Origin of the sequence: Methylosinus trichosporium OB3b, from assembly GCF_002752655.1 — a bacterium.
GTDB lineage: Bacteria > Pseudomonadota > Alphaproteobacteria > Rhizobiales > Beijerinckiaceae > Methylosinus > Methylosinus trichosporium.
Window position 1 is genome coordinate 580,729 of sequence record NZ_CP023737.1, and the last position, 14,923, is coordinate 595,651.

Consider the following 14,923-nt stretch of genomic DNA (forward strand, 5'->3'; position numbering starts at 1 on the left):
GGCCCAGCAAATCGAGACGAAATGCCCTGGAGCAATCAAGGCGGGCCGCGCAAGCCCAACGATAACGGCCCCTGGGGCCAGCAGAATCCGTGGGGCGCCGGCGGCGGCCCGCCTCCCGATCTCGAAGAGCTGCTGCGCCGTAGCCAGGAAGGGCTGCGGCAGATTCTTCCGTCCGGTTTCGGCGGGCGCGGCGTCGCCATCCTCACTCTGCTGACCCTGCTCGCCTGGCTCGCCAGCGGCTTCTACACGGTGGGCCCGAACGAGGTCGGGCTCAACATGATCTTCGGCAAATATCGCGGCAAGACGCAGGCCGGCCTCAATTATAATCTGCCGTCGCCAGTCGGCTCCGTCGTGAAGCTCGCGGTCACCGACCGCAACGCCGTCGACATCGGCTTTCGCGAGCAGCCCGCGACGCGGCGCGGCGGTCCCCAGACTCCCGACGCGCCCGAAGAGAGCCTGATGCTCACAGGCGACGAGAACATCGCGGATGTGAAGTTCCGCGTGTTCTGGCAGATCGACCCGGCGAAGCCGGAAGATTTCGCCTTCAACGTCGCCGATCCGCCGGCGACCGTGAAGGCGGTGGCCGAGAGCGCCATGCGCGAGATCGTCGGCCAGTCGCAGATCCAGAAAATTCTCACCGCCGACCGCAAGCTGATCGAGCCGGCCTGTCAGCAGCTGATGCAGAAGGTGCTCGACGAGTATCACAGCGGCGTGCTGGTGCTGCAGGTGCTGCTGCTGTCGGTCGATCCGCCCGCCTCGGTGATCGCCGCCTTCCGCGACGTGACCGCCGCGCAGCAGGATTTGCAGCGCCTCGGCAATGAGGCGGAAGCCTACGCCAATCGGGTGGTGCCGGAGGCGCGCGGCGCCTCCGCGCGCATTCTGCAGGAGTCAGAAGCCTATCGCGAGCAGGTCGTCGCCGAAGCGCGCGGCCAAGCCTCGCGCTTCGACCAGATTTATGCGGAATATAAGAAAGCGCCCACGATCACCCGGCAGCGTCTCTACATCGAGACGATGGAACGCGTGCTCGGCGGCGCCGACAAGGTGATCCTCGACGAAACGGCCTCGGGCGCGACCAGCGCCGGGGTCGTCCCCTATCTGCCGCTGCCCGGCTTGAGCAACCAGGGAGGCCGGAAATGAGAGCCGTGTCCTTTCTCCTCGCCATTGTCGCGCTGATCGCGCTGATCGCCGTCGGCGGGGCGCTGTTCACCGTCTCGCAGACGGAGCAGGCGCTGGTGCTGCGCTTCGGCGAGCCTGTCGTCGGCCGCGGCCTCGTGACCGAGCCGGGGCTGCACTACAAGCTCCCGATCGTCGAGAACGTCATCTATCTCGACAATCGTATCCTCGACGTCGAGAGCCCCAGCCTCGAGGTGCTCGCCTCCGACAATCAACGGCTCGAGGTCGACAGCTTCATCCGCTATCGCATCGTCGATCCTCTGCGCTTCTATCAGTCGGTCGGCGGCATCGCCGGCGCCAACAACCAACTCGCCTCGGTGCTGAACTCGGCGGTGCGCCGCGTGCTGAGCGAAGCCAATCAGCGCGAGATCGTGCGCGACGAGCGCGCCGCGCTGATGGTGAAAATCAAGGAGCAGGCCAATCTCGAGGCGCGCAAATTCGGCGTCGCCGTCGTCGATGCGCGCATCCGCCGAGTCGATCTGCCACAACAGATCTCCGAGAAGGTCTATGGCCGCATGCAGACCGAGCGCGCCCGCGAGGCGGCCGAATATCGCGCCCAGGGCGCCGAGCAGGCGCAGAAGATCACCGCCAAAGCCGATCGCGATGTGGTCGTGCTCAAGGCGGAAGCGCAACGCGAGGCCGACCGGATCAAGGGCGAGGGCGACGCCGAGCGCAACCGCATCTTCGCCGAAGCTTTCGGCAAGGACGCGGACTTCTTCTCCTTCTACCGCTCCATGCAGGCCTATGAGAGCGCGCTGAAGACCAGCGACACGCGTTTTGTCATCGGCCCACGCTCCGAATTCTTCCGATTTTTCGGCACGGCGAGCGGCAGGAACGGCGAAGAGCCGGCGCCACAGAAGAAGTAGTTTTCGGGCATCCTATCGAAACGGTAAGGTAAAGAACGAATTGCGCCCAAATCTCGCCGCTTTGCTGGCAGAGTGCCGAGGCGCGGCGATGCGGGGCTTGCCCGAAGTCTCGGCCCTCTCCCCGGCCGCCGCGCGGATGCGCAACGCCGATCGCGACCCTGATCGGCGAAAACGGCCGAGGCGAGGACGTGACGCGCCCGAACAGCAAATGCGTCTCAGGAGAGCAAGAGTTATGATATCAGGCGCCCGCGTTTGGATTTTCTCGGCGATCGGAGCCCGCGCGCTGGCGCGCCTGCTCGTCCCTTGCTTCGCCGGCCTGCTGGCGATCGCACCGGCGGCGGCCAAGGGACCCGATTCGCTCGCCGATCTCTCGGCCACGGTGCAGGACGCCGTGGTCAATATCTCAGCCACGCAGACGATCGACCCCAAATCCGCGCACAAGGGTGGACCGGACTCCGGACCGGGCGGCGCGCCCGGCACTCCCTTCGACGACCTGTTCGAGGAGTTCTTCCGCCGTCGCCAGCAGGGCCAGGGCGCCCCGGAGCTGCCGCGCCCGCGCAAGTCGAGCTCGCTCGGCTCGGGCTTCGTCATCGATCCGAGCGGCATCATCATCACCAACAACCATGTGGTCGCCGACGCCAATGAGGTGACGGTGATCTTCACCGACGGACAGAAGCTGAAGGCCGAAATTCTCGGCAAGGACCAGAAGGTCGACGTCGCCGTTCTGAAGGTGAAGCCCGAAAAGCCGCTGAAGGCGGTGAAATTCGCCGACAGCGACAAGGCGCGGGTCGGCGACTGGGTGCTGGCGGTCGGCAATCCCTTCGGCCTCGGCGGCTCGGTGACGGCCGGCATCATTTCGGCCCGCAACCGCAACATCGACAGCGGCCCTTATGACAATTACATCCAGACCGACGCCTCCATCAACAAAGGCAACTCCGGCGGCCCGCTGTTCAATCTCGACGGCGAGGTGATCGGCATCAACACGGCGATCCTGTCCCCGTCGGGCGGCTCGGTCGGCATCGGCTTCGCGACGCCGTCCAATACTGTGGAGCCGGTCATCGAGCAGCTGCAGAAATTCGGCGAGACCCGTCGCGGCTGGCTCGGCGTGCGCATTCAGAAGGTCGACGACGCCATCGCCGAGAACCTCCAGCTCGGACATCCGCGCGGCGCGCTCGTCGCCGGAGTCGACGACAAGGGCCCGTCGAAATCCGCGGGCCTCAAGGCCGGCGACGTGATCGTCAAATTCGACGGGAAGCCGATCAAGGAGTCGCGCGACCTTCCCAAGCTCGTCGCCGCCACGCCGGTCGGCAAGGAGGTCGAGGTCGTCATCGTCCGCGGTGGCAAGGAGCAGGCCAAAGCGATAAAGCTCGGCCGTCTCGAAGATGGCGAGAAGGTCGCGTCCAATGGTTCGCCCGACGGCGGCTGGGCGGAGAAATCCGTGACCCAGAAGACGCTCGGCCTCGAGCTGTCGAGCCTCTCGGACGAGCTGCGCAACCGCTTCCAGATCAAGGATGCGGTCAAGTCCGGCGTGATCATCACCGGCGTCGACCCGCGCTCGGACGCCGCCGACAAGCGCCTGCAGGCCGGCGAGATCCTGCTCGAGATCAATCAGGAGCCGATCGCCGATCCCGCCGATGCGGTCAAGAAGGTGAAGGCGCTGAAGGATGGCGGCAAGAAATCCGCGCTGCTGATCGTCGCTAACGGCCAGGGCGACACGCATTTCGTGGCGCTGAATATCGACTGACGGACCACCGAACGCCCCTGCCCTGCTTCATGGTCGACATGAGGCGGGGCGGATCGGCCTCGGCAGATTTGTTCGAGAGGTTTCCTCTCGCCACTCGGCCCCTGAGCGCGCATTTGCGAAAGCTCGCACGACCGGCGGCCGAGAGCGAGATTCGCGGCTCGTATTGCCAATTCAAAAGAGTTTTGAAGGAAGCACTTTTTGAGCTCGCTCGAAGAGAGGAAGCGAGACGATCGCTCGACGGCGGAGCTTATAGCGGCTTCGTCGGCGGAGATCGACGATGAGGACGGGACGAACGCGTCCTGTCATGCCGTGGCAGTGTTGGAAGCCCGGGGGACGAGAGACGTCTTCGACGCCGCGATCGAGCTATCCCGCTCATGCGACCCGAAATCACGAAGGCTCGGCGTCACCATTCTAGGCCAATTGGGCTCCCCCACGCGCACCTTTCCGGAAGAGTGCTGCGACGCTCTCCTCGAGATCATTCGCTGCGAGCAGGACAGGGACGTGTTGATAACGACTGTATTCGCTCTCGGCCATCTCGGAAACCGTCGCTGTGAGGACACTCTGATCGAGCTGCGCAACAGTTCTGACGACGAAATCCGCCACGGCGTGGCGTTCGCCCTCTGCGGCGCGACTTCGGATGCCGCAGTGGGCGCTCTGCTCGAGTTAATGAGCGATCCTTATGAAAAGGCCCGCGATTGGGCCACCACGAGCATCGGCCAGACTGTCTCGATCGACGGTCCCGAGATCCGAGATGCTCTGCTTCGACGGGCCAATGACGCCGACGTCTTCGTAAGCGCCGAGGCGCTGCATGGCTTGGCTCGTCGGCGCGACGACCGCGTCACGCCTTATCTGATCGCTGAAATCTCGGCGCCCGGCGAGCATGGCCATCTCTTCGCGGACGCCGCCAGGTCGTATCTTCGCCTCGACGGCGATCGTGCTTTCGATTCCGAGGCGCTCGCGAGAATGCTGCGATTGCCGAACAAATCTGGCTCCGTTTGATTGGGCGGCGATCACGAGATGGCTGAGCCGACGCGCCTTCACTGAGTGAGATATGACGCGGTGGTGACGACCTTCTGGAACAGATAGGTCATCGCCTCGGAAATATCGCTCCCGGTGTCGACCTCGAAATAGAGATCGGTCGACGCGCAGCTCTTCAACGCCGGCGAGACCGTAGAAATAAAAGGCGCCACGGCGCCGTCATAAAAGCCATAGCCGGGCGTCGGATAATAGATGAGGTTGAGAACGGCGATCCTGATTCCGCGATTCTTGATGGTCGTGCAGAGGGTCGTATCGAGCGGCCGCAGGCAGCGATAGAACGTTCCGTAGCTGTTCGAATAGCTCGAGGCGTAATTGGTGCAGGACGTGTTGGTATAGAAGCTGCCATCCACCATGCCGTCGGTCACCAGCATCACGACCTCCTGTGGCTTGTCGCCGCTCGCGGTCGTGCCATTGCCGGGATTGGGCATCGCGGCGTTCACCTTCGTCAGCGTCATCTCGATATCGGTCATCGCGTCGCGGACATTATAGTTCGTCTTGGTGGGATCGCTTCCCAAAGTGACGGTCGTCCAAGTCGACGCGCTGGTCGGATAGGTGTAGCTCGCGCCGGTCGGAAGGTAATTGTTCTTCTCCATCAGCGGCGGAGTCATGGCGTTGATGCTGGTCGAAATGGCGCTCACATTGGCGCTCGTAGTCGATGTGAGCGCCTGCAGCTGCGTCGTATCATAATTGAAGGCGTAGGCGGCGAGACGATAGGTCGCGCCATTGGCGGACATCATCGCCTGCGAGGTGGAGGCGAGACGTTTCGCCGCTTCGCGCACATTGTCGATGCGCAGGGCGATCCCGGCGTTCTTCGCATAAGTGTAGCTGTCGATTGTCCCGTAGCCGGGATATTGCACGGTGTTTTCCGGATCGGAATAAGTGTTCTCGTGACAGGCGAACACGCAACCGGTCGCCGCGGTCATGCTGGCGAGTCCGGCTGTGGTCGCCGGCAGCTCCATGGACGGCGAATTGTCCAGCACGAGATAGAAATCGATGTTGCGGGCGGTCGACGCCGTCGACGACGCCTTCACCGTGAAGATCGACGTCGGCACATGATAGAACGAGCCGAAGGCGTTGCCGACCTGCGCGAGATAGGACACGGTGACGGTGCGCGTCTTGACGGGAGACGCCGACGTGTCGTCGTTCACAGTCACCGTGAGATTAGCGGAATTATAGGTCAGTCGGTTGATCTGCGCGACCTGCGCCGCGAACATGCTGGTGGCGACCGTTTTGGCGGTCGCCGTCGTCTGTTGCATCATCGCCGGCGTCGTCGCAGCGAGAGTGGCGGAGTCGCAGATCGCATAGAGCTGCGTCTGCACTCTGCTGGCGATGGCGAAATCGACGGCGCCGCCCGCGGCGATCAGCAATGGAATCGCCGCGAGAGCGAAGATGATCGCGACATTGCCTTCGGCGGCGCCGGCGAAGCGCGCGGCGGCAGCCGCTATTCGAGTTCGGATCATCTTGCTCTCTTGGTCAGTTCGTCAGCGGGATCGACGCGGTGAGGCGCGGATTGATGTAGAACGGGAATGTGATCGGATAGGATGGAAGCATGCGGGTGGCGAAGGTCGGCCTGTAGAGGTAGCGCACGCTGCCGTAGATCACCGTCGTGCTCGCCCGCGCCATTCCGGTGGGAAGCGTGTAGCTCGCTCCCGTGGTCAGCGCCGTTCCATTCAGCGTGCGGCTCCAGGTGACGGTCGTTTGTCCCGAGGCGTTCGTCGCCAGCGCTGCAACCACGATCGACATATTCGTCGTCGAATAGGGCGCTGCGACCTGCGCGGAAGCGCTCAGGATCGTGGCGAGCTCGGATTCGGTGAGGCTCGGGCGACGCGCGATCAAATCGGTGAGCGTGCGCCCGGTGATCGCCACCTTGCGGCTGATGGCGAGCGCTTCGCCGAAGGTGAATTCGCAGACGAGCGTCAACACCGCGATAGGGAGAATGAGCGCGAATTCGATGGTCGAAACGCCACGCCGGTCATGCCCGAACATTCCGTCGCGTTTTTTGATGCGACCGCGAGCAAAGACGATGGACGACCAAATTCGCAATGTCGAAATCCCTTCCGCTCATGAAAAATTCTCGACCTGGAACACCGCGGTCGCCATCAACAAACGCTTGCCATTGCCGAGATTGGCCAGGGCCAAATTCAGCGGGCCGCCCACCACCGGGAACTGATACATCACGCGCAGCACCACGACCTTTCCAGTCCCTCCGGGATCGAAGCTCCAGCTGTTGGTGACATTGCCGGCTGCATCATAGGTGAATGTCGGCACGGACGTGTCGGCGGCCGAGAATTCGTTTCCCGCAGATCGAAGATCGACCATCACCTGCGAACAGTTGAACAGAACCGTCAGGTTTGCGCACAATGCGCTGGCGAATTGCGCCTGAGTGACGCCGGCCTTCTGCACATTGCCGGTGAAGACGGTGCGCGCCGATTTCTCGACCGCGGTCTCGAGCTGCTGCTGCGCCAGGAACACGACGCCAATCTGTAGAATGCCGACCAGCAGCGCGAATAGAGGCGCAGCGACGAAGCCGAACTCGATGACCGCCGCGCCGCGGCGACATCCGAGCGCGTGCGCGACAACATATCGACGCGGCGCCCCCTGCATCGCCGCCTGCGCATCGCAACGCGCTGTGCGTTCGGCCTCTCTCCCCGACGTCATTCTCATGATCTCCCGCAAAATTTTGTTACGGGAAAACCACGAAAATTTGGTTACCGACCATTCCTGCCCGGCTCGGCCTTCACGACGCGCCCACTACTCTGCGCTCACATCCTCGATCTCGAAGCCGGCGCCGGGTCCCTGCGCGAGCCGCTCGGCGAGGAAAGCGCCGAGCACGCGCGCCTCCTGCTCGAGGGTGAAAGGCGGATTGACGACGACGAGCGAGGTGCGACGCAGCTTCTGATCCTCCGTCGTTCCGCCGACCGAAAGATCGAGCCGCAAAATCCTGTTCACGCCGCGCGCGCGCAGCCGCTCGACGAAGCTGCGCGACAGAGCGTCATCCTTGATCGGCAGCCACAGCGCATAAATCCCGGTCGGCCATTTGCGATAGGCGTCGAGAAAGCCTTGGAGCATGCGCTCGGCCTCGTCGCGCTGCTCGAAGGGCGGATCGACGAGCACGAGCCCGCGCCGCTCCTTGGGCGGAACGAAAGCCGAAAGGCCGAGATAGCCGTCGAGATGGATCGTCTTCACCCGCTTGTCGCGGGCGAAGCGCGACTGCAGAGCCGAGAAGGCGTCCCCGCGCAATTCGCAGAAGATGGCGCGATCCTGCGCGCGCAGGAGACGCGTCGCGATCAGCGGCGAGCCGGGATAGAGCCGCGGCCGTCCTTCCGCGTCGCGCGCGCCGACGAGATCGAGATAAGGCGCGAGCAATTCGCGCGTCGCGGCGTCGGCGGCGGAAAGATCTGCGAGCCGTCCGACGCCGAAGCGCCATTCGCCGGTGCGTTCGGCCTCGTCCGCGGAGAGATCATAGGCGCCCTCGCCCGCATGGGTGTCGATGATGCGGAACGGCGTCTCCTTGCGCGTGAGATAGAGGATCAGCCGCGCCAGCAGCGCGTGCTTGAACACATCGGCGAAATTGCCGGCGTGGAAGCCGTGGCGATAGTTCATCGGCTCAGAGCGGCGGCGGGACCGCGATCTCGCCGGCGCGACAGGCCTGGCGCGCGACCTCGGGACAGGCGCGGAACTCGCGCAGATCGCGCGAGAAGCAGAGCCGCACCTCGGCGAGCGCGCCCTTGCGGCAGGTGACGGCGAGCATGCCCGGGCGCAGCCGCGGATTGGCGGCGACGAAGGCCCGCTGTATGTCGAGCGGCGAGAAGGTCTGCGCGTCGGTCGGATGCGCGAAGGGCGCAGGGATCGTCACGCTTTCGCGCGCGCGCCGCACATCGGCGAAATAGTCGCTGGGACTGCGGCCGGAGCAGCGCCCATGCTTGCGCCATTCGTGACGCGCCAGCCCCTCGTCAGGAAACAGGCCTTCGGCATGGGCGAGCGCCATTCGCGACGGCGAGACCGGGCCGTCGCAATCGCTCGGAAAGCCGCGTTCATATTGCGGCCAGAGACCATGCACGACGAAGCCCTTGCCGGCCCCCGGCGCGCATTGCGCACGCGCCCGCGCGCCGTCGTTCTCGCAGAAGCCCGGCGACCAGGAGAGGCTGAGAACGTAGAAATCGAACTCGCCGATCGCCTTGGCGACGGGACCGAAAGGCGCCTCTGTGGGCTCTTTGCGCGCGAGCTCCGGCTCGGCCGAAAGTGGAGCCGGCGCGAGCGCGAAGAGGAGCGCGAGGACGGCGCAGGCTGCGGTTGATTTCGAGAACATGCGCCGCTCCGTACGCAAGGGTCTGGACGTGAATTGATGCGGTAAGCGAAGGCCGCGCGTCAAGACGCCCCGCGCCCTCTGGACGCGCTCCGTGACGACGATAGGATGGATTTGGAACCGGCGGCGCCGCAGCGTCGATGATGGGAGACCGACATGAGCCAGGAATGGGAGTATCAGATCCGCCTCGATCTCTCGGACGAAGGCGCCGACCTCGTTCGGAACGATAGCTCGAACGAGGCGATTCGTCCGCTCTTCGAGTTATTGGCGAAGCACGACGCCGCCCTGCACAATCAATTCGACGCTTTCGCCGGCTATGTCGCCGAGGCGGAGAGAGAGGGCGTCGAGAACTATCCGCTCTACAAATGGACCAAGGCGACGATCGAGAATCCGGAGAAGAAGGCCAAATATTGGCGCTCCTTCTCGCTCTATGTCGACGGCCGCGAGGTCTATCCCAAAGCCGCGGCGGATGCGCTCGAAGCCGATTTGTCGCCGCTCGTCGGCGGCCTCGTGACCAAGCTCGCCAAATATGATTCCAATCCGGCGAACAATCCGCAGCCGCCGGCGCATTTACGCTGAAGGCGGCGGCTCACGGCCACCTCGACGTCCGTCGCGAGCTTCGCGCTGGGCGAGAGGTCGGCACTGTCCTTCACCCGGATCGAAAAGCGCGCGCTGGCGCGCTATAATGCGACGCATGAGATCGCCCCTCAGCCTCTTCCTTCGCCGTCTCGGCCCGCTGCTCGCGCTCGCCGCGCTCGTCCTCGGCGCCGCCGAGCCTGCGCGCGCGCAGGACCCATTCGGGGATTTTCTGCAGGGCATATTCGGCGGCGGACAGGCTCCGCGGCAGGCGCGCCGCCCGCCGGCCGAGAGTCCGCGTATGCGGCGCCTCGTGCCACATCGCGAATATGGCGCGCCAGCCTATTGGCGCGGCCAGACGCGCTCGGCCAAGAAGGTCAAGCCGCAGGCGCCGACCGATCCGAACGCCCCGGTCTTCCAGGTCGCGGTGTTCGGCGACACGCTCGCCCAGCAGCTCGCCGATGGTCTCGACGAGGCCTATGCCGAGCGGCCCGAGGTGCGGATTCTTCATCGCGGCAAGGAGAGCTCCGGCCTCGTGCGCGACGATTTCTTCGACTGGCCGAAGGCCGTGCGCGAGATCGTGGCGGGCGGCGAGAAGATCGACCTCGCGGTGGTCATGATCGGCAGCAACGACCGCCAGACGCTGCATGAGGACGGGCAGAACTATGAACCCCTGTCGCCGCCCTGGCGCCAGCGCTACGCCGCGCGCATCGACGCCATCCGCGCCGCCTTCCGGGAGAAGAACATCCCGCTCGTCTGGGTCGGCCTGCCGGTGACGAAGAACGAGCATTTCTCCGCCGACATGGCCAAGCTCAACGAGATTTATCGCGATCGCGCGACGCTGGACCGCGCCCCCTTCATCGACATTTGGGAAGCTTTCGCCGACGAGCGCAACCAGTATCAGGCCTTCGGTCCCGACATCAACGGCCGCATCGTGAAGCTGCGCGCCGGCGACGGCGTGCATTTCACCGATGTCGGCGCGCGGAAGGTGGCGCATTTCGTCGAGGGCGAGGTGAAGCGCGCCATGGAGGCGGCCCACCAGCCTGCAGCGCCGCAGCCAGCGCCCGAGGCCGCCGCCCCGCCCGCCGGAGAAGCGGCACTGCCCATGGAAGAAGGGCCGCCAATGGCCGCCGAGCCCGTCCCGCAGATCGTCGCGCCGGGCGCGCCGGTCCCGGTCGCGGCGCCGACGCTGCCCGAGCGCCCGGCGATCGGCCCCGTGCAGCCGCTGACCGCGGCGGCGGCCGCCGACGGCGATCTGGCTCGGCGCAGCCGGCGCCCCGCCTCCCCTGCCGCCGATCCCCATGGCTCCGCCGCCCGCGCGCTCGTCGACCACATTTATGTCGAAGGCGGCGACCAGCCGACGCATCCCGGCCGCGCCGATGACTTCTCCTGGCCGAAGGGCGGGGCGAAGGCGACCGAGCCGAATTGAGGCGCGAGGCGTCCAAGAGCGAGCCTGAAGGCTCGCGGTCCAGGTAGGGAGGAGCCGCCGGAGGCGCGGCGTCTCGAAGGACGAGGTTGACGCGACTGTGGCCCTCCCCAAATCGATCGGCCAGTCTGTTACGACAATTTTCGTCGAATTGCCGGATCGACGTCAATCGGCGCTTTGATTTGCGCGAAAGGAAAGCCTCGATCGCGCCGGAAGCAGCGGAACGCCGGCCCCTGCCCCGCATTTTTCTCTCGCTTCACCAACCTTTTGGTCGAAGGGAGAAAAATTATGGCCATTTCTTTGCGCGCGGGGGCGGCGGCGATCGTTCTCGCGCTCGGCGGCGCGGGCTCCGCGCAGGCGTTCGACAATCCATTCGCCGCTCTGTTCGGCGGCGGCGCCGTCTCTCGCGCCTCCTATAGCGACGCGCATCTGTCCGGCGATTACGGCTCCGGCACGCGCGCCGTCGTCGAGGATCCGACGCGCAGCCGGCCGGGAACCATCACCGTCGACACCCGCAACCGCTATCTCTATCTGTCGATGAATGACGGACACGCCATTCGCTATGGCGTCGGCGTCGGTCGGCCGGGCTTCACCTGGCGCGGACACACCCATATCGGCCGCAAGGAGTCATGGCCGAATTGGACGCCGCCCTCCGCCATGCTGCGGCGGAGGCCGGACCTGCCGCGCCATATGAGCGGCGGCGCCAACAACCCGCTCGGCGCGCGCGCCATGTATCTCTATTCGGGCAAGCGCGACACCATGTTCCGCATCCATGGCTCCAACGAGCCCTGGACGATCGGCCAGGGAGTCTCCTCGGGCTGCATTCGCATGATGAACGGCGATGTCAGCGATCTCTACAATCGCGTGAAGGTCGGAACGACCGTCAACGTGCTGTGAGAGTGAAAAGCCGGGCGGCGGCGCGCCGCCGCCCGCGCCTCAAGTGGCGTAGCAGGTGAAATTATTCACCATCGACATTGCGAGTTGCAGGACCACCCATGCCCCGATGAGGATCCAGGCGAGGCGCGTCTGCTTTTGCCCATAGAGATAGGCGCCGCCCAGCGGCAGAGCCAGAAGCACGTAAGGGACGATCGAAGTTCCGATATAGTCGCAGTACCACGACGCGATCGACATGTTGAAGCTTACCTCGGTAGGTTGGTGTCGCCCATCAGAAAGGCGTCGACCGCGGCCGCGCATTGACGGCCCTCTCGGATCGCCCAGACGACGAGCGACTGTCCGCGCCGCATGTCCCCGCACGCGAACACTTTGTCGCGCGACGATGTATAGGATTTGGTGTCCGCCGCGACATTGCCGCGCCCGTCCAGCGTGACTCCGAGCGCCTCCAGCAGCCCCTCGCGCACCGGCGACACGAAGCCCATGGCGAGCAGCACGAGATCGGCGGGAAGCGTGAACGAACTGCCGGGGACCGGCTGCATCCTGGCGTCGACGCGCTCGCAGCGCAGGCCGGTCACAACGCCGTCGCGGCCGACGAACTCGCGCGTCATCACCGCGAAATCGCGGGCCGAGCCTTCGTCATGCGAGGAGGAGGTGCGCAGCTTCAGCGGCCAGTCGGGCCAGGTGACGAGCTTGTTCTCCTTCTCGGGCGGACGCGGCATGATCTCGAGCTGCGTCACCGAGAGAGCGCCCTGGCGCACCGAGGTGCCGATGCAGTCCGAGCCCGTGTCGCCGCCGCCGATGACGACGACATGCTTGCCCGAGGCGAGAATGGGCTCATTGGTCGTGAGCGACTCGCCGGCGACGCGGCGATTCTGCTGCGGCAGAAAATCCATCGCGAAATGCACGCCGCGCAGCTCGCGCCCGGGAACCGGCAGATCGCGCGGCTGCTCGGCGCCGCCGGCGAGCACCACCGCGTCATGTTTCGCGAGGAGCTCGTCCACCGAAAGATCGACGCCGACGTTCACGCCGTAATGGAAGACGGCGCCCTCGGCCTCCATCTGCACGACGCGGCGGTCAATCAGATGCTTCTCCATCTTGAAGTCGGGAATGCCGTAGCGCAGCAGGCCGCCGGCTTTCTCGTGCTTCTCGAAGACATGCGCCTCATGGCCGGCGCGCGCGAGCTGCTGCGCCGCGGCGAGGCCGGCCGGCCCCGAGCCGACGACGGCGATGCGCTTGCCGGTCTTGCGCTGCGGCGGCTCGGGCGTCACCCACCCCGCCTCGAAGCCGCGGTCGACGATGGCGCATTCGATGGTCTTGATCGTCACCGGCTGATCGATGAGATTGAGCGTGCAGGAGGCTTCGCAGGGCGCGGGGCAGACGCGGCCGGTGAATTCGGGGAAGTTGTTGGTCGAGTGCAGATTGGCGAGCGCCCGGCGCCAGTCGCCGTGATAGACGAGATCGTTCCAGTCGGGGATCTGATTATTGACCGGGCAGCCGTTGTGGCAGAACGGAATGCCGCAATCCATGCAGCGCGCCGCCTGATTGCGCGTCGCCTCCTCCGAAAGCGCGATGACGAATTCGTCGTAATGGCGAATGCGATCGGCGGCCGGCTTATATTTTCGGTCCTGCCGGTCGATCTCGAGAAAGCCCGTCACCTTGCCCATGTCATCTCGCCCATATCGTCGCCAACCCTCCGGCCGAGGCCGCTCCCCCGCGGGCGTCGTCTCGCACCCGTTCCCGATGTCCGATTCCTAACATGAAGACCGAGGGCGCACGATGGCAAATTCTGAGCACGCGAGCGCATCGCCCGCGCAGTCTCACTCCGCTGCGGCGGCCTTCGGCAGGACCTCGCGCGCATAGTCCTCGACCATCATGCGCGAGATGGCGCCCGGCGTGAAGTGATAGGGCCCGGCCTCGGCGACCGGCGTCACCTCGGCGCCCGTGCCGCAGATGAAGCATTCGCTGAAGCCCGGCAACTCCTCCGGCATGATGCGCCGCTCGACCACCTCTATGCCACGGCGGCGCGCGAGATCGATCACGGTGCGGCGGGTGATGCCGTCGAGGAAGCAGTCGGCGATCGGCGTGTGCAGCACGCCGTCCACGACGAAGAACACATTGGCGCCGGTGCATTCGGCGACGCGGCCCTGCCAGTCCAGCATCAGCGCGTCGGCATAGCCGCGCCGCTCGGCCCGATGCTTGGAGATGGTGCAGATCATGTAGAGGCCCGCCGCCTTGGCCAGCGACGGCGCGGTCTGCGGATCGGGCCGGCGATAATCGGCGATGTCGAGACGGATGCCCTTCATCTTGGTCTCGACGTCGAACATGCTCGGCCAGTCCCACACGGCGATGGCCACATGGATCGTCGAATTCTGCGCCGCGACCGCCATCATCTCGCTGCCGCGCCAAGCCACCGGCCGCACATAGCAGCTCGAGAATCCATTGGCGTCGACGACGGCTTTCTTGGCCGCATCGAGTTCCGCCACCGAATAGGGAATCTCGAAGTCGAGAATCTGCGCCGAGCGGCGAAAGCGCTCGGAATGCTCGGTCGATTTGAAGATGACGCCGCCATAGGCGCGCTCGCCCTCGAACACGCTGGAGCCGTAGTGCAGGCCGTGCGAGAGCACATGCAGCTTGGCGTCCCGCCAAGGGAGAAGCGCGCCATCGAACCAGATGTGGCCGTCGCGCTGATCGAAGGGCAAGACCGACATTGGAATCTCCGCTGGGCTGTCGCCTGACCGCCGCTCTGATCGTGACCACTAGCCACGCGTCAGAAATATGTCAATATAGCTGACGTATGAGTCAGGCGATCGGATGCAAGGACGCCGCCCGTCGCCCTGAGGAGCCCGCGAAGCGGGCGTCCGGCGGCTCCTCAGGACGAGGGCTCGGGGATTTGTCCTTTG

15 protein-coding genes are annotated in these 14,923 nt (G+C 65.2%); 7 read left to right on the forward strand and 8 right to left on the reverse strand.

Annotated features, from left to right (window positions below; genetic code table 11):
- Positions 1–21: 21 nt before the first annotated feature.
- The 4 genes from hflK (at position 22) to CQW49_RS02735 (ending at position 4,782) form a co-directional block, all read left to right on the forward strand.
- Positions 22–1,137: an FtsH protease activity modulator HflK gene (gene hflK, locus CQW49_RS02720; protein ID WP_003612489.1), complete on the forward strand. Its 1,116-nt coding sequence runs from the start codon at positions 22–24 to the stop codon at positions 1,135–1,137.
- Positions 1,134–2,039 (forward strand): protease modulator HflC, encoded by a 906-nt coding sequence (hflC, locus tag CQW49_RS02725; protein ID WP_003612487.1) that lies wholly within the window; start codon positions 1,134–1,136, stop codon positions 2,037–2,039. The genes hflK and hflC overlap by 4 nt, the downstream gene beginning before the upstream one ends.
- Positions 2,040–2,271: 232 nt before the next feature.
- Positions 2,272–3,783, forward strand: a complete 1,512-nt coding sequence (locus tag CQW49_RS02730; protein WP_003612486.1) for a Do family serine endopeptidase — start codon at positions 2,272–2,274, stop codon at positions 3,781–3,783.
- Between the two features lie 198 nt (positions 3,784–3,981).
- Entirely contained in the window at positions 3,982–4,782 is an 801-nt protein-coding gene (locus CQW49_RS02735) for a HEAT repeat domain-containing protein (RefSeq protein WP_003612484.1), read from the forward strand.
- A 38-nt stretch (positions 4,783–4,820) separates the two neighbouring features.
- Here the strand turns inward: CQW49_RS02735 and CQW49_RS02740 are convergent, their stop codons facing one another.
- The 5 genes from CQW49_RS02740 to CQW49_RS02760 form a co-directional block, all read right to left on the reverse strand.
- Positions 4,821–6,281: a TadE/TadG family type IV pilus assembly protein gene (locus CQW49_RS02740; protein ID WP_003612482.1), complete on the reverse strand. Its 1,461-nt coding sequence runs from the start codon at positions 6,279–6,281 to the stop codon at positions 4,821–4,823.
- Between the two features lie 13 nt (positions 6,282–6,294).
- Positions 6,295–6,807: a TadE/TadG family type IV pilus assembly protein gene (locus tag CQW49_RS02745; protein WP_003612480.1), complete on the reverse strand. Its 513-nt coding sequence runs from the start codon at positions 6,805–6,807 to the stop codon at positions 6,295–6,297.
- 75 nt (positions 6,808–6,882) lie between these two features.
- The gene (locus tag CQW49_RS02750) at positions 6,883–7,479 is read right to left on the reverse strand and encodes a TadE/TadG family type IV pilus assembly protein (RefSeq protein WP_003612478.1); all 597 of its coding nucleotides are present in this window, start codon (positions 7,477–7,479) and stop codon (positions 6,883–6,885) included.
- A gap of 93 nt (positions 7,480–7,572) precedes the next feature.
- Positions 7,573–8,424, reverse strand: a complete 852-nt coding sequence (locus CQW49_RS02755; RefSeq protein WP_003612476.1) for a 23S rRNA (adenine(2030)-N(6))-methyltransferase RlmJ — start codon at positions 8,422–8,424, stop codon at positions 7,573–7,575.
- A 4-nt stretch (positions 8,425–8,428) separates the two neighbouring features.
- Positions 8,429–9,130: a ribonuclease T2 family protein gene (locus tag CQW49_RS02760; protein WP_003612474.1), complete on the reverse strand. Its 702-nt coding sequence runs from the start codon at positions 9,128–9,130 to the stop codon at positions 8,429–8,431.
- Between the two features lie 153 nt (positions 9,131–9,283).
- Between CQW49_RS02760 and CQW49_RS02765 the strand changes: the two genes are divergently transcribed.
- From CQW49_RS02765 to CQW49_RS02775, 3 genes are all read left to right on the forward strand, one after another.
- Positions 9,284–9,706, forward strand: coding sequence for a hypothetical protein (locus tag CQW49_RS02765; protein WP_003612473.1), 423 nt, complete (start codon positions 9,284–9,286; stop codon positions 9,704–9,706).
- Between the two features lie 115 nt (positions 9,707–9,821).
- Complete coding sequence (locus CQW49_RS02770; protein ID WP_051418607.1) at positions 9,822–11,132, forward strand: SGNH/GDSL hydrolase family protein; 1,311 nt, start codon at positions 9,822–9,824, stop codon at positions 11,130–11,132.
- A gap of 285 nt (positions 11,133–11,417) precedes the next feature.
- Positions 11,418–12,026 carry a L,D-transpeptidase gene (locus tag CQW49_RS02775; RefSeq protein ID WP_003612468.1) on the forward strand — a complete coding sequence of 203 codons (609 nt, stop codon included), beginning with the start codon at positions 11,418–11,420 and terminating at the stop codon, positions 12,024–12,026.
- A gap of 39 nt (positions 12,027–12,065) precedes the next feature.
- On the opposite strand, the gene CQW49_RS02780 is transcribed toward CQW49_RS02775, so the two are convergent.
- The 3 genes from CQW49_RS02780 to CQW49_RS02790 all read right to left on the reverse strand — a co-directional run bounded on the left by CQW49_RS02780 (position 12,066) and on the right by CQW49_RS02790 (position 14,731).
- Positions 12,066–12,260: a hypothetical protein gene (locus CQW49_RS02780; RefSeq protein ID WP_003612466.1), complete on the reverse strand. Its 195-nt coding sequence runs from the start codon at positions 12,258–12,260 to the stop codon at positions 12,066–12,068.
- 8 nt (positions 12,261–12,268) lie between these two features.
- Positions 12,269–13,687, reverse strand: a complete 1,419-nt coding sequence (locus CQW49_RS02785; RefSeq protein ID WP_003612464.1) for a glutamate synthase subunit beta — start codon at positions 13,685–13,687, stop codon at positions 12,269–12,271.
- 153 nt (positions 13,688–13,840) lie between these two features.
- The gene (locus CQW49_RS02790) at positions 13,841–14,731 is read right to left on the reverse strand and encodes a branched-chain amino acid aminotransferase (RefSeq protein ID WP_003612463.1); all 891 of its coding nucleotides are present in this window, start codon (positions 14,729–14,731) and stop codon (positions 13,841–13,843) included.
- Positions 14,732–14,923 lie beyond the last annotated feature (192 nt).